Here is a 21,285-nt window from a genome sequence, read left to right on the forward strand (position 1 = left end):
AATCTTATCGAAATTTTGTACGATTGAAAACCACCAGAATCTGTTTGACAAATAATATGTGGCAATTTACGATTAAAAAGGCCTTATATATACTATTTAACTATAAAAACTGTAAAAAATCCCTAAAGGGGGGACACCCGCATGTCAGATCTAAAAAAAAGAATGGATGAGCAATTCGAAGCTTTTGTTTTTGATGCAATTCAAAAAAAGGATATTGATCTTTTTCGGCAAGAATTCCTTGAATTCCATCCATATGATCAAGCAAAATTCTATGTTAAGCAGGAAAAGGATGTTAGGATATTAATTAATTCCTATTTAACGCCTGCTGAAATGGCTGAATTGTTTCATAATATTGACGTAGAAGAGCAAGAGGATATTTTGCATGATATGGAACCAGCGTATGCAGCAGATATGCTTGCAGAAATGTATGCGGATGACGCGGTAGATGTCTTAAATGAGCTTCAAAAAGATCAGGTTGTCAGCTATTTAACAATTATGGATAATGAGGCAGCACAAGAAATCAAAGACTTGCTTCATTATGAGGAAAAAACAGCTGGTAGTATTATGACAACTGAATTCGTGTCAATTTCTGCAAATCAAACTGTACGAAATGCGATGAAAATTTTAAAAACAGAAGCACCTGATGCAGAAACCATTTATTATCTATACGTAACTGATGATGAGGAACGGCTTGTAGGTGTTATCTCCTTGCGTGATTTAATAATATCCGATGAAGATAAACTTATTTCAGAAGCAATGAATGATCGTGTGGTTTCAGTTTCAGTTAGTGAAGACCAGGAAAATGTTGCGAAAATGATGAAGGATTACGATTTCCTAGCTCTTCCGGTGGTTGATTTTCAAAGACATTTACTTGGGATTATTACTGTTGATGATATCATTGATGTTATGGAAGAAGAAGCATCAGATGACTACTCAAAACTAGCTGGTGTCCCTGAAATTGATAGCTCTGATTATTCATCTATATCTGCAGCTAGAAAACGATTACCATGGCTAATTATCCTACTTTTTTTAGGGATGTTTACTGCAAGTTTAATTGGTCGTTTCGAGTCAGCTTTAAGTCAATTATCGATATTGGCAGTTTTTATTCCTTTAATTGCTGGCATGGCTGGAAATACTGGAACACAAGCATTAGCAGTCGCAGTTCGTGGGATTGCAACAGGTGATATTGGCCAAACCGGAACATTTCGGATATTGAAAAAAGAAATTGGAACAGGAATCATAGTTGGCTTAATATGTGGAATATTAGTAATGATCACTGTAAATGTATGGCAACATAATTTTGCCTTAGGTCTTCTAGTTGGTATTTCGATTTTTCTTACTGTTACAGTATCAACATTCGCGGGAGCTGTTGTACCATTAGTTATGCATCGTTTTAAGATCGATCCAGCGGTTGCATCCGGCCCTTTTATTACAACAATAAATGATATTATTAGTATTTTAATTTATTTCGGTTTAGCAACATTCCTCATGAATTATTTAATATGATAAACTTTATGAAAGCAATATAAAGGGGGTCGATTGATGGAAGGTCATGTTGCAGTTACATCACTTGTTATAGTCATTTTAGCAGCATTTCTTACCCCGATTTTTTTACATCGCTTTAAGATGAATATTATTCCAGTAGTCGTTGCGGAGATCATTGTTGGATTAATACTAGGGAAAAGTGGTTTCGAGCTTGTACAACCTGATATGTGGCTTGAAACTCTTTCCCTTTTAGGTTTTATATTCCTCATGTTTTTAAGTGGCCTTGAAATTGATTTCTCAGCATTTGCAGGCGGTAAGAAAAGAAACGGACATACACCTAACGCTTTTCTTATTGCCTCAGTCTACTTTTTCGGTATTTTAGTTATATCTTATCTTTTATCACTTGTATTTGTATGGTTTGGCTTTATCGATAATGCAATGTTAATGACATTAATTATTTCGACGATTTCACTTGGTGTTGTCGTTCCCACATTAAAGGAAGCCCAAATTATGAAAACTACCATTGGGCAAACCATTTTATTAGTTGCAGTAATTGCAGACTTAGTCACGATGGTGCTTCTTGCAGTCTTTGTTTCGTTATATGGTGAAGAACATGGAAACATGTGGCTTTTATTAGTTTTATTTGGTGTAGGTGTCTTTTTATACTTTCTTGGAAAGCGTTTCCGACAGCTATCTTTTATTGAAACGATGTCTAAGGGAACGATTCAAATTGATACGAGAGCAATATTTACACTGATTATTTTATTAGTAGCATTATCTGAATCAGTTGGTGCGGAAAATATATTAGGTGCGTTTTTAGCGGGAGTTTTAGTATCACTATTATCTCCAAACCCCGAAATGGTACATAAATTAGATTCATTTGGTTATGGGTTTTTAATCCCGATATTTTTCGTTATGATCGGTGTAGAGTTAGATATCTGGGCACTCTTTAGAGATGAAAAAGTGTTGCTGTTAATGCCTCTTTTACTAATTGCATTATACTTATCTAAGCTACTTCCCGCTTTAGTTTTGAGGAAATGGTATGACTGGAAAACAGTATTTGCATCAGGCTTCATTCTAACATCCACTTTATCATTAGTTATTGCTGCTGCAACAATAGGTGAACGGATGGAGATGATTTCTAATGAGGTTTCTGGTGCTTTAATTTTAGTTGCAGTAATTTCATGTATTATTTCGCCGATCATTTTTAAGAAGATCTTTCCAAAACATGCGATTACAACTCATCGGGAGAAAGTAGCGTTTATTGGCGCAAACACTTTGACATTATCTGTTTCAAGAGAGCTAGAAGACGACCATTATGAAACCTTTATTTATCATACAAGACAAGACAAAATTGATAAGCAACAATCTACGTCATTGTTTCACATTCAAGAAGTTGACAGCTATGCGGTCGAGAATCTAGAAAGACAAAAAGTTTTTAATGTAGATATTCTTGTTGTATCAACTGGTGATGAACAAACGAATGCAACAATTGCGATTTACGCGAAGGAGCAGCATGGGATTGAACGGATCATTGCTCGAGCGGAAACACCTGATATTGAAAAACAACTTCGAAATTATAACATTGAGGTCATTTCAGTCATCTTGTCTGCAAATATCCTCCTAAAAGCACTGATCGAATCGCCGAGTGTATTAACGCTACTAACTAAAGAAGAAAGCGCCCTATATGAAATCAATATGAATAACCATAAATATCATGGTATAATGCTACGCAAATTTCCGTTTACAGGAGACGTCATTATTGTCCGTGTGTTTAGGGGGAAGGACTCAATTGTTCCTCATGGTGATACGGAATTAAAACTAAATGATCGCTTAATTGTAACAGGATCAAGGGAATATGTTGAACAATTGCGAAAATTATTTGAGTATTGTGAGTGGTGCTAAATAAGGGGGCTAATAGAAAAAACGATTTTCTATTAAAAAAATCAACAGTGTACGTTTACACAACCTTTAGAAAAGTGAAAAATTATGATATAATCAAATTATAGCACTAGGTACTAATATCATATACTAAAAAATATTAAATAATTTTAATTTAAGGGGGAACTAGAAATGTTATCTTTAAAAGAACGTACATATGTGGTGATGGGTGTTGCAAACAAGCGTAGTATAGCATGGGGGATTGCTCAGGCCTTAGATAAAGCAGGTGCTAGATTAGTTTTTACATATGCAGGTGAGCGCCTAGAAAAGAGTGTGCGGGAGCTAGCAGATACATTGAATCGAAAAGATTCCATAGTATTGCCATGTGACGTAACAAGTGATGAAGATATAGAAAGAGCATTCAAGCAAATAAAGGATGAAATAGGTACAATCCACGGTCTCGCTCATTGTATTGCATTCGCCAAAACAGAGGAGCTTAAAGGTGAATACATGAATACAACAAGGGACGGCTTTTTATTAGCACACAACATTAGTTCTTATTCTTTAACAGCTATTGCAAAGGTTGCAAAAGATTTAATGACTGAAGGCAGAAGTATCGTAACATTAACGTATTTGGGCGGCGAACGTGTGATGACCAATTATAATGTGATGGGTGTTGCAAAAGCCTCTCTCGATGCAAGTGTTAAATACTTGGCATCGGACCTTGGCAAGTATGGCATTCGTGTCAATTCGATTTCAGCTGGACCAATCCGGACGTTATCTGCAAAAGGTGTAAGTGATTTTAATGTTATCTTGAAAGAAATTGAAGAAAAAGCACCTTTACGTCGAACTACAACCCAGGAAGAGGTTGGGGATACAGCTCTATACTTATTTAGCGACCTTTCAAGAGGTGTAACGGGAGAAAACATTCATGTCGATTCAGGGTATCATATTATCGGCTATTAAAATATAGTTGTATGAGGGACAAAAAATCCGGATTATATATCATGAACGATGATCGGAGAGCAAAAACGCTTCTTTTCAAGCGTTTTTTTTGTAAAAGATAAAAAAGTATATAATTTTGCGCTTTGGAATCCAGCTCCAGCGCCCAGCGACTAGTAAACTTCGCTCATCTCTTTTGCGATAAGTCAATATCGACTCGTCCCTAGTCGTGTTTCCTTTATCTCGATCGATGCGCTCTTAGTTTATACGTCGCTAAGCGGGGCGCTTGCGCCTTTTTTGTAGGCACATTACCTAAGGTGTTGCATAAGATAAGTAAGAGATGACTTGAAGGAGGGAGGGGATGAATATGGAGAAAAAAATTGCTGCTACTGTAAATAGTCCACTTTTGTATATATCACAGCCTGTCTTTGGAGAAGTAAAACCAAAAATGCAGGAGATGTGTATAGTAAGGCCAAAGACACATGTAATTGAAAAACAGCCTGTCGTCTCAGAAGTTGAAAGTAATGACCGTGAAAAAAAAACATCAATCGAAAGCATGCTGGACGAAAATCCGAAGCAAATCGAAGAAAAACTAACACCAATTGAAAATAATATCGAAGAAAAGTTAGCACCAATTGAAAATAAAATCGAAGAAAAAATTGCTCCAATTGAGATTAAAATGGATGAAAAGCCTAACGAAAATAAGCTAGCCTTTTTTGATAAACCTATGCATTTTGGAAATAAAATTGAAAAACCGTTGCAAGCCGAAGAACCTATAGGTAAAAGTCCGATTAAGGTCGAAAACAATATAGCTCCGAAAGTATTATCTAACCATGATCTAAATGATGATCTTGCTAAGGTTGAAGAAAAAAAAGCAAAAAGAAAAAAAATTGTAGCATACGGTATTAAATCAAGTTTTGAAAAAGGAATTAAAGCTTCAAATAAACGTAAAGAGATAAAGCATAAAAGCATCAATCCTTTAGCGTTGTTAGCTGCAAACCCCAATTTGAAAAAAGTAAAGGAGACAAACGATTCAACAGCTATGGCTTCGGATACCATTGAAAATGAGCGTCAAGAAACGAACCAAAACCAAGAATATATACAAAAACATGAAAAACAGGAACCATCCTTGCAAAATACCAATATGCAACAAGCCGAGGTGGTGGAAGGAAAAGCAACAGTCACAAAACGTTTCAAAGAACTTTCAATGGAAGAAAAAGTGGAATATTTGCTTCATTTACCACCTGGGGTGCCAAAAATCAAATGTGAATTCGAGACAAAAGAAGAGAAGTATCATGGTATTGTTATCGGATATGCTGACGGGATTGTTCACATTTTTCAAAAGAAAAAGCCAAATAAACTTAGCTTAAAAATAGAGGATATCATTTCGATCAATCGTAAAAGTTTTTAACCCTGAGGAATAGAAACTAACTCCCGAGGATTACATTTGTAGTCTTTTTTTTTACAATTTTAAGCTGGAAAGGTGTGATCTTATATCAAAATATATATGAAAAACAATAAAGGAGACTACGTTTGTTTGGTAGTCTCCTTTATTAGCATTGTGTTACAGCTTGTTACTCCCACCATTAATCGATAACAGATCCTTACGATAAAGAAACAGCTGGTAAACAAGTAATAGCACAGAAGCATGTTAGATCAACTGTAAGGCAAATTCCAGTGGCTGTAAGATCAGCTAAATTTTCGTTATTAATTTGCTCGCATGGATCGTCAAATTCCATTGGTTCTGCATCACCATTACCATTACCATTTGTTTCCTCAAAGGTTAGAAGCTCTAGAACTGCACAGCAATCATCATCAACTGTTTTTACGCGGAAAATAAAGCTTTCAATACATTGGAATACTTGTTCATTGAAATTCATTGGTGTTTGGAAATCTACGCCAAAACCTTTAAAAGGTTTTAATTTCTTTCCATAAAGAATAAATGGAACTGTATTTAAATTGTTTGCTGCACTAGGATCTAATAAGCTTTCAATTGAATTTTCGCAACTTACATCGCAACAATTTTCTACAACTTCGTTTTGTGCATCGGCGATAGCTCTTACAACATCACAAACGCAATTCCCACTATGATGATGATGGTCCCCTTTTCCACAACTCATACCCTCAATCTCTCCTTTTTATAAATTTATATTTTATGACTTTCGTCTCTAACAGAATATGTGTGGGTTAATGTATTGTGTGGGTATTCGTCTAATTTTTTGACAATTAAATTAGGATAAGGAGCGATTTAATAATAGAAAAAAGGGGTATAAGATTCGGGTGATTTATTTAGACGTACACTTATGAGCTTTTAAAATATCGTGTATTTGTGAAGCTGTAGCGTTTTCCGTCATAGTTGGTTGGTGACAAGAGATACCGCAGAAACATTCAAGGTCAACTGTTATGCATGCGCCTGTTTCAATAAAACCATTAAAGTCGAAGCATGGGAATGATTTTTTGTGATCACCTGTAAATTTGCCTGCAAAGGGTTCACCATTACAGGTAGGCCATAATAATTCCAATACAGCACAACAATCGTCCTTTATTTTTTTGACCTTAAAGAATGGACTAAAGATAAGACAAAACTTTCCGTTCTTACCATATAGTGGTGCTTTCCCGAGGAACGGTGAATTGTTACATGATTTACATCCGCATTCTAAACTAAAAGGGATTGTATTTGCTACTGGTGCAAACTTTTTTGGAGAAAGGAGCTGCTGAATGGATCTTTCGCAGCTTACTTTACAACAATCGTTACGTCGTTCTTCTGCTGCTAATTGAGCTTTGTGGATTTTTCGGACAACTTTGCAGACACAATGGATATCATCATCATGCTCGTGATCGTGCTCGTGCTCGTGTTCATGATCATGATGATCGTCGTCTTCAAAGAAATAATCGTGATGGTGATCATCAATGAATTGATCAAAATCACTGTTTTTTCTCTTCATAAATTAAGTTCCTCCTTTATAAATGATTTGACCATTTTCACTTGTTGTCACTTACTAGAATATGTAATTAGTTCGTACATGTATGGGGAGTTGTCTACTTCATTATAAATATGGGTATGTAAAAATAATAAAGTAACGTTCAGGTTATCGATGCAATTAATTAAACTGCCCATACATAAATGAGACTTTCAGCATAATGATAAAAAGAGTACCTATAGATTTCATGAACTCAAATATTTTAAGAGGATTGATCAAACAAATGACAAAAACCATTGTCTTTGTTGAAACAACAAAATCAGGTTCGAGTAGGGAAGCTTTAAAGGCGGCTCACCGTTTATGTTTCTTTACTGTCTTAATAACGGAAAACAAAAGATTTGTTACTCAACCGGAGGAATTTCCAGAGGTTAATAAAATGATACATCTAGATACCATAACTGTAGAAGGAATAAGTGAAGAAATAAGGAAGCTTCAACAACAAGGTAGAGTGATCCAAACAGTAATTAGTTTAATTGATCCATTTGTTTCAAAAGCAGCAAAATTATCCAACGAATTTTGTGGAACAGACCTTTCTGTTTCAGCAATCGAAAAAATGGAGGATAAAACATTAACCCGCGAGACACTGAAATATAATAGTGCTACACCAAAGTTTCATATTTACGATCCGAAAGGGCAACTAGTATCTTTCGTAGACAACTATCATGATCATTTCCCAATTATATTAAAATCACCCTTTTCAAAGGCTTCGAGAGATGTTTATTTAGCTGAGAATAAAATTGAAATGGAAAAGATGATGCGACGGTTATTGAAAACCTATCCGACTGAAAAAATATTAGTAGAGGAATATTTAATAGGTCCTCAATACTTAGTAGAGGTAGTAGTAAGTAAAGGGAAAGTAAATATTATCGCAATTGTTAAGCAAGAAATTACGAAAAAGACAGCGTTTATTATTACCGGGTACGAAATCCGAGTGGAGTTGGAGAAGGAATTATTCAATACATTAGAGGATTCTGTCCATTCAATTATTGAGGATATAAAGCTTGAAAATGGTGGATGCCATTTTGAATTCAGGCATATTAACGGGAAATGGATGTTAATTGAGATAAATCCCAGAATTTCCGGTGGAGCAATGAATCGGATGATTGAAGAAGCTTTTGGAATTAATCTGGTTGAAGAAACCATTAAGCTATATACAGGAAATGCTCCTAATTTGGAAAGAAAGTTTGAGAAACATATTTTTACCCATTATATTACAATAGGATCCACCGGTAGGTTGTTAAAAGTTGCAGGTACGAACCATGCAATTAATGAGATAGGCGTAAAAGAGGTTTATATAAAGCCTTCCATAGGCGATATGCTGACACCGCCGACGACAATGGGGCACCGTTATGGGTACGTTATGGCAACTGGAAAAACTTCCGAAGAGGCAAGGGAAAATGCTTTAAGAGCTGCACGCCATATAAAATTTTATTTAGAAGCATTTTAGATGTGTAGCAAAATTAAAATTGAAATACCCACACCATTGTACACATTCCGCTATACAATAAAAATAAGATATTGTAACAATTTCCATTTACAATGGGAGGGGTGAGCTAGTAATGGAAAAAAAGATGAATATTTGTTCGGCAATGGAAAAGCTATTAATGGAACAAAACTATATGTCAGAGAATGAAAAGGAGTTTCAATTTATTCATATGCCACCTAAACCAGATACGATACCTTTTATGCTATTTGGTGATAATGGATGCGGCCAGGCTTTTACAACTTTCTGTATTACTGGAGAGGAGTGTATTAAAACCTCTTTCTTTCGTTTGGAAAAGCTTAATCTTAAAGGGTGTTGTGCAGTTTTGTCACTACTTAAGGCAGTTGATATGGATGGGTGTCAAGTTGAAGACTGTGACAAAATCTACTCGTTAATAAAAACGAAATGCTGTGTTGTTGTTGATTTGCGATGCTTTTGTGCCATAAGCCCGCTTTCACCAATCCTTGTCAACCGTCCACTCCCTATTATTGAACCAAAATGCTAGCGATTTCCAATTGAATTCCTTTTTATCGAACCACCAAAACCTTAGTGAAGTGAACTGCTAAGGTTTTTTGTGTGGTTCTAGGATGACCATAATAAATCAACATCAACATCAACATCTTTTTTATGATTACGCTTGTCCAGTCACTTTTAGGGGAGAATCATATATTTCTAATATGAGGAAGAAACAATAAGAAAGGAGAAAAAAGATGACAGAAAAATCTGGTTATCCAGTTGGTACAGCAGAGTGGAAAAAAAGTGCGGTCGAATGGCTTTTTGCAGAAGGGTTACTCTCTGATGAGAATTGGAAGTCAAAAATTGATCAACCTCTGCCATTATGGGCACAAGCAGCAGTATATAATCGCTTATTTCAAAAATTAAGAGGTGGAGCAGAAAATGGAAGATCAACAAACCTTTAAATCGTATACGTTGTTACAATTTCAGTCGTTCATTCAATCTATAAGTATAAATCGCAAGATTACCCATATTCAAATTCATCATACTTGGAAGCCTCGGAAAATTGATTATCGTGGTGAAGCAACAATTGTTGGGATGTGGCGCTATCATACTCAAACACGAGGATGGCATGATATTGGCCAACATTTTAGCGTGGCACCAGATGGCCTTATTTGGGACGGGCGTTCGTTAGAGAGTGATCCTGCAGGGATAAGCGGACATAATAAAGGTGGAGTTATGTTTGAAATTATTGGTAACTTTGATAAAGGAGAGGAACAGCTAGAGGGCAAACAATTAGAGGCAATAATCGGGGCTGTAAGATTAATCATCTCTAAATTTAATTTAAAGTTGGATAACATTATCTTCCATCGGGAGTATTCAAGTAAAACATGTCCGGGCACAGGGATAACTAAGGATTGGTTTTTAGAGCAAGTAAAGGCAGGAAGAGCAAGTTTACCAGACTCCCAGGGATTTATAGATTCACCTAAGTGGAAAAAGGATTATATTGATTGGTTCTATCAAGAAGGTCTTCTTTCTTCTGAAGAGTGGAAAAAGGATATAGAAGCAAGTTTACCCTTATGGGCAGAAGCATTAGTAATTAAGAGATTTTACCGAAAATATCTACAATCAAGTAACGAATTGATTACTAGAAAATAAGGGAGCCCTCCATTTGGCTAATAGCATGTTTTCTGTTATGGACAATGAACCAAATTTGTTAGTTTGAATATCATAGAATTGAATTTGCACAAGGAGGAGAAAAAATGAATTATTATATGAACCCACAAATGCCTTATGGACAACAAGCTCCCTATGCTGGAACAATGCCGTATATTCAACAACCTATGTACGGGCAGCCGGCGTCTTACGGGCAACCACTGCCATATGATCAAGCGATGCAGCCGGGAATGATGGGTGCTGGTCAAATGCCGGGAGTACCTATGGGGACAGAAACAAACTGGAAGGATTTCTGTAAGAGACATATGCACCATCTTGTAGGAGTACAAACATCTGACGGAATGCAACATGAAGGAATTGTAGAAGGAACAGATGAGGATAATATGTATATGCTTGTTCCAGATGGAGATACAAGAGAAGATGAAGATGAAATTGATGAAAGATTTGGAGTCGGTCCAGGGTTTGGAGGCTATGGCGGTTTTGGTGGCTATGGTTTTGGTTATCCGCGTCGTTTCCGTCGATTTAGAAGACGTCGTTTTCCTTTTTACACAATTGGCGGCTTCTATTTCCCAATTTTCTTCTAACTATCGAATTAGTAGTATAAAAGGCGGCTATTCAGTTATGAATGGCCGTCTTTTCATAGGGTATAAGCTATATAAAAGGAGTAGGTTCAAATGATTAGCAGTGTACTAGATTTTATTTTAATTTGTTTAGCAACATTTCGATTAACAAGATTTTTTGTTTACGACAAGCTTGCTTCCGTTATCCGAAAGCCCTTCCATCACGAATATGAAATTATCCTTGACGATGGGACAATTGAAACATACTTTGAAGTGAGAGGAAAAGGCTTACGAAAAATCTTCGGGGAATTGTTAAGTTGTTATTGGTGTACCGGAATTTGGTGTGCAATTATTTTATATTGTGGCTATTTTTTTCTTCCGATTTACAGTTCACCAGTCATCATAATTTTAGCTATAGCTGGGAGTGCTTCGTTTTTTGAAGCTCTCCTGCAAAAAATGATCGATTCAGAAAATTAGACAGTGCTAGCCGTAACCATACTTTCCCGTTAAGAATATACTGTTTATAGTAATAGAGATGGAGGTTTTAATATGTTGAAAAAAGTGAAAAAAGCCTCACAAACGCAAACGAAAAGAAAAACAAGCATAGCTAAGAAAAAAAGTGGCTGCGGCTGTGGGAAAAGAAAATGATACATGTAAAATTAAAGCTCCCTGAGCTTTTTTTTGTTATATAGGACTAACTATTTATTGAGGGACAAGCTATTAAACGATATAATTAATTTAAAGTAGTATATAAATATTATACTACTCTAATAATCAAATTGACTTTTAAAAAAGTATATACTGCAAACGATTTCAAACAAAATACTAGGAATATTGATCAGGAGGTGGAGATAAAATGGATGCCAATATTTTTACAGGGAAAACAGTTGAAGAAGCAATTGAAATAGGATTACAAAAACTTGGTTTAACGAAGGATGATGCTTCAATTGAAGTTCTTGAGGAAGGACGAAAGGGACTATTAAAAATAGGCTCTAAGCCTGCTGAGGTTCGAATTACAAAAAAGGTTGAGTCACAAACACAATTAACTGACGTGGATCATACATTTACTAATATTGAAACGAAAGAAACCGAGAATACGATTGAAACAACAGACAATGTAAAAGGGAAGGTTTGGGTAAAAGGTGGTATGATTCATTGTGTTGACCCTGATGAAGGTGAACTTATTATCCACATTCCGCGAACAGTTCTTCTATATAAAAATAGTGAACTCGTTAAAGAGGAAAAAATCTCAATCTTGCAAAAAGATGAAATATCAATTGAATTTAAAACAGAAGAAACCCCAACAAAATGGGTGATTGAACAAAGTAAGGATAAGTTAGAAGCCAAGATTAAGGTAGAACCTGGTTTTAGGCTCACCTATTCTCTAAAAGATAAAAGACCTGCAAAGGAACTATTTTTAGATACTGTCGAATCCCGTGAGATTAATCTTACATTAACTCGTGAAGAAGTCCATGCCAAACTAAAAGATTTATCAATCGTTTTTGGCATTCTCGAAGAACAAATAGAAGCTGCATGTAAATCAAGAGAAAAAGCAGAATTTGTAATTGCAATAGGTGAAAAACCAATTGAAGGGAAAAATGGATGGTTAGAGTATAAGGTTGAAATAAATGAAGGGAAGAGATTTAAAGAACGTGAGGATGGAACAATCGATTATCGCGAAGGAAGGGATATTCCTTCAGTTGATGAAGGGATTGTAATAGCTATCATTCATGAACCAGAGGAAGGAACACCAGGGAAAGCTATTACTGGAGAAGAAATCCCGCCAAAGCCTGTTCACCCTATTCAAGTTAATCTTGGACCAGGAGCTTCGTTTAAAGAGAATGATGAAAAAACTCTTGTTTCAACCTCAATAGGTAGACCATCTATTGAGAAACGTGGCACAAGTGTAATTGTTGATGTTGTTCCGAAATTTGACCATAAAGGTGACGTCAATCTCGCATCTGGTAATTTGAAGTTCCATGGTGACATTACTGTTAGTGGAAATGTTGACGAAAATATGAGCATTACGGCATCGGGTAATATAGAAATTAGAGGGACTACTAGTAAGGCTAAGATTAATGCAGGGCAGTCAGTTCTTCTTTATAGTAATGTTATATCAAGTGAAATTATTGCAGGAAATAGCAATAAAATTATCATTGAAAAAATAAACGAGTTAACGAACATTCATGAACAACTCGTAGCAATGAATAATGATCTCCACCAAATTAGTAAAAATCCTTCGTTTGCAAATGTTGATTTACAGACAGGGATTATGCGATTAGTAAAGGTACTGATACAAACGAAATATTCAGCACTTGTTAAAGAAATACGCCAATTTATCATTGCTGTAAAAGATGATATAGAAATGCTTAATGGTGCTTGGCAATCAATTATTAAAGACCTCCATGATTGCTTTATAATGATGGATCCAAGTGCTCTTTTGTCAATTGACGATTATGGAAAGCTAGTTCATAAAGTTGAACAATTAATTGAGGCATCGAACATTCCTGCTGAACATGGTGCTTCTATCGTGTTACCTTCTGCAATGAATAGTGAAATTTATTCATCTGGTGATGTAATTGTAAATAAACAAGGGTGCTATAACTCAAATATTTATGCACAAGGAACGTTAGAGGTTCACGGATTTATTCGCGGTGGACAAGTGTTTGCTGGTCAAGGTGCGGAAATTGATGAGGTTGGAAGTAAGGGTGGGACACCAACTTTAATTAGCGTTCCGCATGATCAATCCATTAAAATTAAAAATGCTTTAGCTGATACTACTGTTCAAATTGGTAAGAAGAAATATACGTTTACGAAGGATATGACACATGTTGTCGCAAGACTTGATGAAGCAGGAATCGTAGTAGTACACTAAATTTTATCTAAGGCTCAGGGCCAGGGCTTGTAATTCAAGCTCTGGCCTTCTTGGTTAGTGGCCCTATGTATGTTCATATTAGGCTATGGAAATATGATATAATAAACGGATACAATTCCCTCTGTATCAACCTTTAAGTTACTGCTAAAAAAATGATAACAATAATTCCAAAGAGGATGAACGTAAAATGGTGCAAGGGCAACTATTTATGGCATTTTCACGTGTCGGCCTACTCGGCTATGGGGGCGGACCTTCATCAATTCCACTCGTACATAATGAGGTTGTAAAAAAATATCGTTGGCTTACTGATGATGAGTTTTCAGACATTATAGCGCTAGCTAATACGCTGCCCGGACCAATTGCGACGAAGATTGCAGGCTACATTGGATATCGAGTTGGAGGCGTCTTTGGCATGATAAATGCTGTTTGTGCATCAATTATACCTACTATTTTGCTTATGATTATCTTATTGACTTCACTTTCATCTTTGAGAGATCAATCATGGGTTGCCGGGATGACGAAGGCAGTTGTTCCTGTCGTAGGTGTGATGTTGGCGGTGTTAACATGGGATTTTTTTTCGAAGGCTTCCGTCGATCTTGGCTGGATGCGAACCATTGCGTTAACACTTTTGACGCTATTTTTGCTGGAATATTTACACCTTCATCCGGGTATTGTGATCGCAGCACTATTGCTGTTTGCAATTTTTAATCCTTCTCATAACCAAAAGCAAAAACAGAAAAAGGAAGGTGGAGGTCGGGTATGATATACTGGCAAATTTTCCTTGCTTTCTTTATTCCGGGAATCGTTGGCTATGGTGGCGGTCCTGCTTCTATCCCTTTAGTTGAAAATGAAGTTGTCCATCATTATGGATGGTTAACCGTTCACGAATTTAGTGAAGTACTAGCGTTAGGGAATGCTCTACCTGGACCAATTGCAACAAAAATGGCAGGATATATTGGATATGTAGAAGGTGGTATTTTGGGGGCAATTGTTGGAGTGTTTGCAACAGTAGCACCATCCCTTATTCTAATGATTGCGCTCTTAAGTGTATTATATAAATTTAAAGATTCGCAAAAGGTTAAGCAGATGACGGTGTTAATACGACCAACAATTGCCATACTGTTAGGATTAATGTCGTTTCGTTTTTTTGCCACGTCTTATGAAGGTTCGGGAACATTCCAAACTGTTCTATTAATTATTTTAAGTTATGTTTTTTTGCAAAAATTAAAAATACATCCCGCTTATGTAATTGTAGCCGCACTCGTATACGGAGCGATATTCTTAGGCTGAAACAACGGAATGATTTCACATTATCTCAGGTGTGATTTGTAATTTTTTTATTTTTATGAGGATTAGCTATATAATTGGTTTATTTTGCCGATATAAAGGGTAGATAGAGATTATAGGTAGCAGCATGATAAAAAGATACTTTTGGCAAGGATGCTATAGTCAAGATAACTTTTCTTATTCCACAAGGAGGTGGAAGTCATGGGCTATATTTTACCGTTAAATCACGAGCAATATACTCAATATGCAAATCGTACAATTCGAAAAGACACATCTGGTTTTAAACTTGCTCCTGTTCAAAGGGTTACCATTCGTACGAAGCTTAAGGGTAAAACGAACTATGAGGACAAGTATGAGGAAATCAAACAGCTACAGGATGGTAATAGTAAGGAAATTGAAAGGGTCGAAACGACTGGTTTCGAGCGAGACGACCTTGACGAAAAAGATTTAGCAGAGCTGACTGGTAAGGGAACGCTTTTTAACGAAGTAATTTGAAAAGGGAGTTACTAAATGGCAACGATTGATGATTTTCTGAAATTAGATATTCGAGTTGGGACAGTTTTAACTGCAGAGCCTTTTCCTGAAGCGAGAATTCCAGCAATTAAGATGAAGATTGACTTTGGAGCAGAAATTGGCGTAAAACAAACTAGTGCGCAAATTACAAAAAGGTATAAAGCGGATGAGTTAATTGGTCGTCAAGTAGTTGGAGTCGTGAACTTTCCACCTCGCCGAATTGCGGGCTTTAATTCCGAGGTATTAGTTCTAGGTGGGGTTCCAGAAAAAGGAGATGTCGTTTTACTTCGGCCTGATATAGAGATACCAAATGGATCACCAATTGCCTAATAAACTGGCGCGGTAGGGAGCTTACCGCGCCTTTTCATATTTTTGAATATACAGGGACTCTCCTTGTTTGTATTCTGCATACAAAACTTCACGTATACTTTCAGCCCCATGGGATTTTATTTGCTGGTCAAGCCAGTTTTCATTACGGCCAATCGATTTTAAGTTCTCACTAATTAGCTCTCCGTCAGTAATTATTGTTACTGGGAGAATGACATTTTGCTGCGGTAAATGCAAATCCTTCCGGCTAGGGTTTGCCGCTTCAGAGGTTTTTAAAACACTAACTTGGCCATCAGTTTCTAGGATGGCAAATTCAACATCTTGTATGGAGAAAGCATTTTTTGCACGTAAAAGGTGTTGGAGTTGATTAATATCTAATTTATTTTTCTTTAATACATCCCTTTGGATTTTTCCTTTGCGAATAACGATCGAAGGCTCCCCTTCTAATAACTTTCTTGACCTTCTAAATTTCTGCGTAATGATTTCTAATACATAGATTAAAATGCCCCATAAAGCAATTGCAAACAAGATTTTTGTAATATTAATCTTTTCATCATATATGGCATTCCCTACAAGTTCACCCAATACTAGTGCCGAAATAAAATCGAAGGCGGTAATTTGGGTAATTTGTGTTTTCCCTAAGATTTTGGTAAGAATAAATAATGCTATAAAACCTACAACCAGTTCGGTTGCTAATTCCAAATATTCCATGCTATTCACCTACAATTGATATAATCACTTGTATAGCATGTACATCTGCGAAAAAAATATAACCTAACCTTTTTAAGTTAATATGGGAGGTATAAAATCGACAGACAAAAATAGCGACCGTAAGGTCGCCTCATTTATATTAATAGTCTTCCCCTAAATGGAATGTTTCGTATGTCGTCCATTGGTCATTATCTAATTGGTAAAGTAAATGAAAGCGATCAATTGAATCTGAATGAGTAACGTCCATCATCGTAAGCTGACCGACGATATCGGAATGCTCAGGGTTGGAAAGCTTTTGTCCAATTGTAATATGTGGCACATAGCTTTCTGCAAAGTTATTATTTTTAAAAATTTCTTTATTTAGATTTTCAGCTAGGTTTGTAAGCTTCTCTTCTTTTTTGATAGCTAAATAAATTTTATTACTTGAAGGATGAAAAGTTTTTACTTTATAAATTTCCAAAGTGAATGGTGAGTTGTTTTTTGCTATTTCATGCAGATTTTTAATGGTTTGTTTAATTTTATCTTCATCTGCTTCAAAGGTAGGAACTAAAGTGACATGTGGTGGTATTAATGAATAATGAGGATCATAGCGCTTCCGATAGGAATTCGCAAAATCTTGGAGCTTTTTTGACGGAAATATTACGATACCATATTTCATAGGTTGTGCCTCCTTGGTGGTTTTCGACCTTTAGTACAATTTTTTTCATTATAACAAATATTATAATATTTTTATACTTTGTGAACTGTGAAGAATGATCACTAGTATTATTTATGTTATTCATATGATTACCATTTTTTACTCAAGATTATGTAAAAGTATTTTTATTACATTTCCAAAAATCGACATGTTATAATAAAATGTATGTTTGGCATAAGAGAGGAGATTGACGTAAGAATGTACACGAGAATTCATAGCCGCGAGGTTAAAAAAGCAACGGTAAACCTTCTTGAGGAGCGCGGTGTTTCAGTGAAAGAAATTGCAGAAATTGTTTATGAAATGCAATTACCGTATAATCATAATTTAACAATAGAAGATTGTACCGAATCAGTTGAGGCGGTTTTAGCAAAACGAGAAATTCAACATGCGATTCTTGTAGGAATTGAGTTGGATAGATTGGCAGAGAAAAAGCTTTTATCGGAGCCCTTACAGACGATTGTAGAATCAGATGAAGGGTTATTTGGGATTGATGAAACGATTGGATTAGGCGCTGTTTTAACGTATGGTAGTATCGCTGTTACAACATATGGACATTTAGACAAGCGAAAAATTGGAATTATTAAGAAGCTGGATACGAAAAGTGGTGCGGGTGTTCATACGTTTTTAGATGATCTTGTTGCGAGTGTAGCTGCATGTGCTGCCTCTCGAATTGCGCATAAACAACGTGATCTGGAAGAGTTGGTCGTTGATCTTGAAAGCAAATAGAACAATCACTTAAACTGGATTGGTTCTAAATTGTGGCTTGAAAAAATTTTTTTTATTACTTTATTTTTTTCTCTTGATATTTTTAAGAAATGTTGATACTATAATGGAGTTATTACAAATGGAAAGCAGATATTCAAAGTCATGAGTCTTTCCAAGCAGATAATTTTTGACCACTTTCCGCTTTGATTTAAGGAAAGTTAAGGCAACGGTGTGCCGGGTCAAATGCCGATTGGCAACTTTCGTTGCCTTATTGATTGAGTTAAAAGCTCAAATTTTATAAGTTGGTTACTTTACAACCAGTGCAATTTGCACACAACTTGTGAAACGGTCAATAAGAGTGGTAAAAGTAATTATTTGCTATATAGACTCTGAACCTGAAATGATATATTTGAATATTAAGGGCTATCCATCAAACAACTTTGTATCGTGTTCAATGAATACATACGAATTTTGTCGAATTTTGACTTGGTGAACTTAGTTGTTCTTAATAGTAGAAGTATGTCAAAGCAAGTGGTGCGCAAATGTGCGTTATTCACTTGCTTTTTTGTTTTGTCAAAATATCAACCGAATAACGTACGAACAAAGGTATAACATGTAAAGTTTGTCGGAAATTTAATAAGTTTGAAAAAATATAAAAATCTAAAGGGAGATGAGAAAAATGGGAAAAGCGTTAATTATTGGTTGCGGCGGAGTTGCTTCTGTAGCTATTCACAAATGTGTTCAAAACAGTGAGGTTTTTGAGGAAATATGTATTGCAAGTCGGACAAAATCAAAATGTGATGCGCTAAAAGCAAAACTTGATGGTGGAAAAACAAAAATTACGACTGCGCAAGTTGATGCAAATAATGTAGACGAGTTAATCGCTTTAATTGAAGAAGTAAAACCAGATATCGTGATGAATCTTGCTTTACCGTATCAAGATTTAACGATTATGGATGCTTGTCTTGCAACAAAAACACATTATTTAGATACTGCAAATTATGAGCCAGAAGATACTGCAAAATTTGAATATAAATGGCAATGGGACTATCGTGAACGTTTTGAAAAGGCTGGTATAACGGCTCTTTTAGGAAGCGGCTTTGATCCTGGTGTTACAGGTGTATTCTCTGCATATGCACTTAAGCATTATTTTGATGAAATTGAGTATATTGACATTCTTGATTGCAACGGTGGCGATCATGGTTATCCGTTTGCTACTAATTTCAACCCGGAGATCAATATTCGTGAAGTTTCTGCAAACGGAAGATATTGGGAGAATGGGGAATGGATCGAAACAAAGCCAATGGAAATAAAACGTGTATATAGCTTCGATGAAGTTGGCGAGAAGGATATGTACTTGCTATATCATGAAGAGCTTGAATCACTTGCTCAAAACATCCCTGGACTTAAGCGAATTCGTTTCTTCATGACTTTTGGCCAAAGTTACTTAACTCACCTAAAATGTCTTGAAAATGTGGGCATGACTTCAATTGAGCCGATTGAATTTGAAGGAAAACAAATTATTCCGCTTCAGTTTTTGAAAGCAGTCTTACCTGACCCAGCTTCACTTGGCCCAAGAACAGTGGGAAAAACAAATATTGGCTGTATATTTAAAGGTAAAAAAGACGGTCAAGATAAAACTTACTATGTTTACAATGTTTGTGATCACCAAGAATGCTACAAAGAAGTGGGCTCACAGGCAATTTCTTATACTACAGGCGTTCCTGCAATGATTGGTGCGATGATGATATTAACTGGAAAGTGGAACAAACCAGGCGTTTACAATATTGAAGAATTTGATCCAGACCCATTCATGGAAGCATTGAACAAATGGGGACTTCCATGGAAGGAAGATTTTAACCCAGTGCTTGTCGATGAACTTCCAGAGGATGAAGATTCTTCAGATTCTTTAGAAGCGGAGCTTGTGGGTTAAGATGCGGTTTGAACAATTACCAACGCCCTGTTATGTCGTAGATGAAGGTCTTTTGGAAAAGAATCTCAAGATTCTAAACGGAGTTATGAAACGAACTGGTGCTAAGATTATTTTAGCTCAGAAAGCATTTTCTATGTATTCGCTATATCCGTTGATAGGGAAATATTTGAGTGGCACAGCAGCAAGCGGGCTATATGAGGCTCGCCTAGGCTATGAGGAGATGGGCAAAGAAAACCATGTGTTTGCTCCTGCCTATCGCGAAGATGAAATTGATGAAATTATTGGCTATTGTGATCATATCATTTTCAACTCTTTCTCACAGATTGAGAAATTTGGTGACAAAGTATTAAAAGCGGGGAAAAAGTTCGGACTCCGCATCAATCCTGAATGCTCTACCCAGGTTGGACATGATATTTATAACCCATGTGCTGTAGGATCAAGGTTTGGTGTAACAGTTGGACATTTCCGTCCAGACTTACTAAAAGGTGTTTCTGGCTTTCACTTCCACACGCTTTGTCAACAGAACTCAGACGACTTGGCAAAGACATTAGAAGAGGTTGAAGAGAAGTTTGGCCCGTGGCTTTCACAACTGGAATGGATAAATTTCGGTGGTGGTCATCATATTACAAGAGAAGATTATGATATTTCATTACTAGAAAAATGTATTAAACGAATGCAGGAGAAATACGGGTTAGAAGTTTATCTTGAACCAGGTGAAGCGATTGCATTAAATGCTGGCTACTTAGTCACCACGGTACTAGATACGCTTCAAAATGGAATGGATATCGCAATTCTTGATACATCTGCTTCTTGTCATATGCCTGATGTGCTAGAAATGCCTTATCGTCCACCGCTTATTGGCGCTGGGGAAGCTGGAGAGAAGCCATATACGTACCGACTTGGTGGACAAACGTGTCTTTCAGGCGATACAATCGGGGATTATTCGTTTGATAAGCCGTTGGAGAGTGGTGATCGCCTTGTTTTTGGTGACATGGCAATCTATACAATGGTGAAAAACACTACTTTTAACGGAATGCCATTACCAACTATCGCAGTTCAAAAGAAAAATGGCGATTGCCAAATTGTTCGTGAATTTGGTTATCAAGATTTTAAAATGAGACTAGCAGACTATAGTATAAATCACGGGAACAAAGGTACAGTTGTAATGTTTCCTTCGAAGCAAGGGGAGACTGCTTTGAAACGGCAGCATGAAGTTTCACAAGTGAATAGGGGTATGTAATTAAGAGACGATTTTAGTGCTTTATTTGGAAGC

At 36.3% G+C, this 21,285-nt stretch carries 22 protein-coding genes; 18 read left to right on the forward strand and 4 right to left on the reverse strand.

The genetic code is table 11. The features are described 5' to 3' along the window. Positions 1 to 141 precede the first annotated feature (141 nt). The 4 genes from mgtE (at position 142) to D612_RS18665 (ending at position 5,719) form a co-directional block, all read left to right on the forward strand. Positions 142 to 1,506, forward strand: a complete 1,365-nt coding sequence (gene mgtE, locus D612_RS0106345; protein ID WP_017754655.1) for a magnesium transporter — start codon at positions 142 to 144, stop codon at positions 1,504 to 1,506. A 36-nt stretch (positions 1,507 to 1,542) separates the two neighbouring features. Further along, a complete protein-coding gene (locus D612_RS0106350; RefSeq protein WP_017754656.1) occupies positions 1,543 to 3,390 on the forward strand; it encodes a monovalent cation:proton antiporter family protein in 1,848 nt (615 codons plus the stop codon). Positions 3,391 to 3,558: 168 nt separating this feature from the next. Beyond that, positions 3,559 to 4,332 carry an enoyl-ACP reductase FabI gene (gene fabI / locus D612_RS0106355; protein WP_017754657.1) on the forward strand — a complete coding sequence of 258 codons (774 nt, stop codon included), beginning with the start codon at positions 3,559 to 3,561 and terminating at the stop codon, positions 4,330 to 4,332. A gap of 343 nt (positions 4,333 to 4,675) precedes the next feature. Beyond that, entirely contained in the window at positions 4,676 to 5,719 is a 1,044-nt protein-coding gene (locus D612_RS18665) for a CotO family spore coat protein (protein ID WP_161603221.1), read from the forward strand. A 193-nt stretch (positions 5,720 to 5,912) separates the two neighbouring features. Here the strand turns inward: D612_RS18665 and D612_RS0106365 are convergent, their stop codons facing one another. Together D612_RS0106365 and D612_RS0106370 are read right to left on the reverse strand one after the other, a co-directional pair. Continuing rightward, positions 5,913 to 6,428 carry a CotY/CotZ family spore coat protein gene (locus D612_RS0106365; RefSeq protein ID WP_017754659.1) on the reverse strand — a complete coding sequence of 172 codons (516 nt, stop codon included), beginning with the start codon at positions 6,426 to 6,428 and terminating at the stop codon, positions 5,913 to 5,915. A 165-nt stretch (positions 6,429 to 6,593) separates the two neighbouring features. After that, positions 6,594 to 7,253, reverse strand: coding sequence for a CotY/CotZ family spore coat protein (locus tag D612_RS0106370; protein ID WP_017754660.1), 660 nt, complete (start codon positions 7,251 to 7,253; stop codon positions 6,594 to 6,596). A gap of 259 nt (positions 7,254 to 7,512) precedes the next feature. On the opposite strand from D612_RS0106370, the gene D612_RS0106375 reads away from it, so the two are divergent. The 11 genes from D612_RS0106375 to csaA all read left to right on the forward strand — a co-directional run bounded on the left by D612_RS0106375 (position 7,513) and on the right by csaA (position 15,969). Beyond that, the gene (locus D612_RS0106375; RefSeq protein WP_017754661.1) at positions 7,513 to 8,736 is read left to right on the forward strand and encodes an ATP-grasp domain-containing protein; all 1,224 of its coding nucleotides are present in this window, start codon (positions 7,513 to 7,515) and stop codon (positions 8,734 to 8,736) included. A gap of 112 nt (positions 8,737 to 8,848) precedes the next feature. Beyond that, on the forward strand, positions 8,849 to 9,277 hold the full coding sequence (locus tag D612_RS17980; RefSeq protein WP_017754662.1) for a CotY/CotZ family spore coat protein: 429 nt from the start codon (positions 8,849 to 8,851) through the stop codon (positions 9,275 to 9,277). 205 nt (positions 9,278 to 9,482) lie between these two features. Then, entirely contained in the window at positions 9,483 to 9,692 is a 210-nt protein-coding gene (locus D612_RS0106385; protein ID WP_017754663.1) for a hypothetical protein, read from the forward strand. Then, positions 9,670 to 10,386, forward strand: a complete 717-nt coding sequence (locus tag D612_RS0106390; protein WP_017754664.1) for a peptidoglycan recognition protein family protein — start codon at positions 9,670 to 9,672, stop codon at positions 10,384 to 10,386. The genes D612_RS0106385 and D612_RS0106390 overlap by 23 nt, the downstream gene beginning before the upstream one ends. Positions 10,387 to 10,490: 104 nt before the next feature. Then, positions 10,491 to 10,988 carry a hypothetical protein gene (locus D612_RS19230; protein ID WP_017754665.1) on the forward strand — a complete coding sequence of 166 codons (498 nt, stop codon included), beginning with the start codon at positions 10,491 to 10,493 and terminating at the stop codon, positions 10,986 to 10,988. A 90-nt stretch (positions 10,989 to 11,078) separates the two neighbouring features. After that, positions 11,079 to 11,441, forward strand: a complete 363-nt coding sequence (locus D612_RS0106400) for a DUF1360 domain-containing protein (protein WP_017754666.1) — start codon at positions 11,079 to 11,081, stop codon at positions 11,439 to 11,441. Between the two features lie 379 nt (positions 11,442 to 11,820). After that, a complete protein-coding gene (locus D612_RS0106410) occupies positions 11,821 to 13,839 on the forward strand; it encodes a FapA family protein (protein WP_017754668.1) in 2,019 nt (672 codons plus the stop codon). Between the two features lie 187 nt (positions 13,840 to 14,026). Further along, positions 14,027 to 14,602 carry a chromate transporter gene (locus tag D612_RS0106415; protein WP_017754669.1) on the forward strand — a complete coding sequence of 192 codons (576 nt, stop codon included), beginning with the start codon at positions 14,027 to 14,029 and terminating at the stop codon, positions 14,600 to 14,602. Then, entirely contained in the window at positions 14,599 to 15,129 is a 531-nt protein-coding gene (locus D612_RS0106420; RefSeq protein ID WP_017754670.1) for a chromate transporter, read from the forward strand. Before D612_RS0106415 ends, D612_RS0106420 begins: the two co-directional genes overlap by 4 nt. 198 nt (positions 15,130 to 15,327) lie before the next feature. Then, entirely contained in the window at positions 15,328 to 15,621 is a 294-nt protein-coding gene (locus D612_RS19735) for a hypothetical protein (RefSeq protein ID WP_017754671.1), read from the forward strand. Positions 15,622 to 15,636: 15 nt separating this feature from the next. Beyond that, positions 15,637 to 15,969: a chaperone CsaA gene (gene csaA, locus D612_RS0106430; RefSeq protein ID WP_017754672.1), complete on the forward strand. Its 333-nt coding sequence runs from the start codon at positions 15,637 to 15,639 to the stop codon at positions 15,967 to 15,969. A 21-nt stretch (positions 15,970 to 15,990) separates the two neighbouring features. Here csaA and D612_RS0106435 read toward each other — a convergent pair whose 3' ends face one another. Further along, positions 15,991 to 16,677: a DUF421 domain-containing protein gene (locus tag D612_RS0106435; RefSeq protein WP_017754673.1), complete on the reverse strand. Its 687-nt coding sequence runs from the start codon at positions 16,675 to 16,677 to the stop codon at positions 15,991 to 15,993. Between the two features lie 139 nt (positions 16,678 to 16,816). After that, the gene (locus D612_RS0106440; protein WP_017754674.1) at positions 16,817 to 17,335 is read right to left on the reverse strand and encodes a 2'-5' RNA ligase family protein; all 519 of its coding nucleotides are present in this window, start codon (positions 17,333 to 17,335) and stop codon (positions 16,817 to 16,819) included. A gap of 237 nt (positions 17,336 to 17,572) precedes the next feature. Between D612_RS0106440 and D612_RS0106445 the strand changes: the two genes are divergently transcribed. The 3 genes from D612_RS0106445 (at position 17,573) to nspC (ending at position 21,252) form a co-directional block, all read left to right on the forward strand. Next, a complete protein-coding gene (locus D612_RS0106445) occupies positions 17,573 to 18,100 on the forward strand; it encodes a phosphatidylglycerophosphatase A family protein (protein ID WP_017754675.1) in 528 nt (175 codons plus the stop codon). A gap of 658 nt (positions 18,101 to 18,758) precedes the next feature. Next, positions 18,759 to 20,012, forward strand: coding sequence for a saccharopine dehydrogenase family protein (locus tag D612_RS0106450; RefSeq protein WP_017754676.1), 1,254 nt, complete (start codon positions 18,759 to 18,761; stop codon positions 20,010 to 20,012). Between the two features lies 1 nt (position 20,013). After that, positions 20,014 to 21,252 carry a carboxynorspermidine decarboxylase gene (nspC, locus tag D612_RS17990; protein WP_017754677.1) on the forward strand — a complete coding sequence of 413 codons (1,239 nt, stop codon included), beginning with the start codon at positions 20,014 to 20,016 and terminating at the stop codon, positions 21,250 to 21,252. The last annotated feature ends 33 nt before the right edge of the window (positions 21,253 to 21,285 follow it).

Origin of the sequence: Calidifontibacillus oryziterrae, from assembly GCF_000331575.1 — a bacterium.
Lineage (GTDB): Bacteria > Bacillota > Bacilli > Bacillales > Bacillaceae_J > Calidifontibacillus_A > Calidifontibacillus_A oryziterrae.